Source organism: Paenibacillus sp. TAF43_2 (assembly GCF_052113545.1).
In the GTDB taxonomy this organism is placed as follows: Bacteria; Bacillota; Bacilli; order Paenibacillales; family Paenibacillaceae; genus Pristimantibacillus.
Genome location: NZ_JBFRDK010000372.1, coordinates 1 through 1440, shown reverse-complemented (window position 1 = coordinate 1440; position 1440 = coordinate 1). Strand labels below are relative to the sequence as shown.

Annotated in this window: 1 protein-coding gene; it reads left to right on the top strand. The window is 45.6% G+C overall.

All coding sequences use genetic code 11. From position 1 onward, the window contains the following. A partial coding sequence (locus tag AB4Z17_RS33460; RefSeq protein ID WP_441964762.1) for a sialate O-acetylesterase occupies nt 1-1324 on the top strand: 1324 nt, incomplete at its 5' end. Nucleotides 1325-1440 lie beyond the last annotated feature (116 nt).

Below are 1440 nucleotides of genomic sequence, written 5' to 3'. Positions count from 1 at the left end.
ATCGGGCACTTGGGAAGTGGACCAGGCAGTGCACATTGGTCCATTCCAAGTGTTTGCAAGAGTGGTTCATGAGAATAACGGTAGAGATGTATTAAGCTGGACACCATGTGAAATGGTGGGTGAGAATGGATGGCGAGTTACCTTACATGTTCCGACTGGTGGTTTATACCGGTTGGAAACTTGCTTGCAGCATGATCAGAATGCGCTACTTGGTTCAGGAGCGATACGCGGAGATATGATCCATCATATCGGTGTCGGAGATTTATGGATCATAGCCGGTCAAAGCAATGCGGCAGGTTATGGAAGAGGAACGGTAGAAGATAGTCCGATGCTAGGGGTTCATTTGCTAAGAAATAACGGATTGTGGGATCTCGCAACGCATCCGTTCAACGACTCCACGGCAACGATCCATGRGGTGAATATGGAGTGGGTAAATCCAGCACATAGTCCGTGGCTGYATTTTGGAAAGTTGTTGCAAAATGAGCTCCATTATCCTATTGGTTTCGTACAAACGGCTCTTGGAGGTTCTGCGCTTCGTGCTTGGAATCCTGATGAAGAAGGTCATCTTTATCGAAATATGATCGAAACGGTGCAGCGCTGCGGCGGCAAAGTGGCTGGCGTGGTATGGAACCAAGGCAGTTCCGACTGCAATTCTGAAAGCGCCGATACTTACTTGGAGCGTTTTACAAAGGTTGTTCAATATTGGCGTAAGGAATTGAACATAGCTGAGCTTCCCTTTGTAACGGTCCAGCTTAACCGCTTCACCAATATTCATGAAGACAAAGAGCATCACGACAAACAATGGGGGAAGGTACGCGAAGCACAGCGGCAAGCTGCAATATCCATACCTTCGGTTTCTGTCATACCTTCACTTGATTGTCCGATGTCTGACGATATTCACAACAGTCCTGCAGGAAATTTAATAATTGGGAGCCGTGCGGCGAATATAACATTGCAAGTGGTTTATGGTTTACAGCGGCAGGCGTACCCGCCTAATTTGGAACATGCCATTTACATACAGGAACATGAATCGAATTCACATGCCATTAAGCTGCGCTTTAAGCATGTATCGGAACGACTATTTGCGATAAATCCAAAAGCGGATTTGTTTGGTATAGAGGACGAAGAGGGTGCTATTCTATTGAACGGCTGGACAATTATATCGAGCAATGAAGTGTTGCTTAAATTATCGAGAAAGCCTAGCGGCAAACTTAGTGTTCACGGTGCATATCAGACGAATCCGGCATCTCAGATGCTGATTGATACGGGGACTTATTTGCCGATGCTGGCCTTTTACAATGTGGAAGCGGTTGCTGAAATATAAACGATTTAGTTTAGATTACAGTGTAAGAGAGCGGTTGGAATAGAAATAGACGCTTATAAATCTATAGTCCAATGAGCAAGGACTGTTGACCATGCAGGTAATGCTGAGGTTAGCAG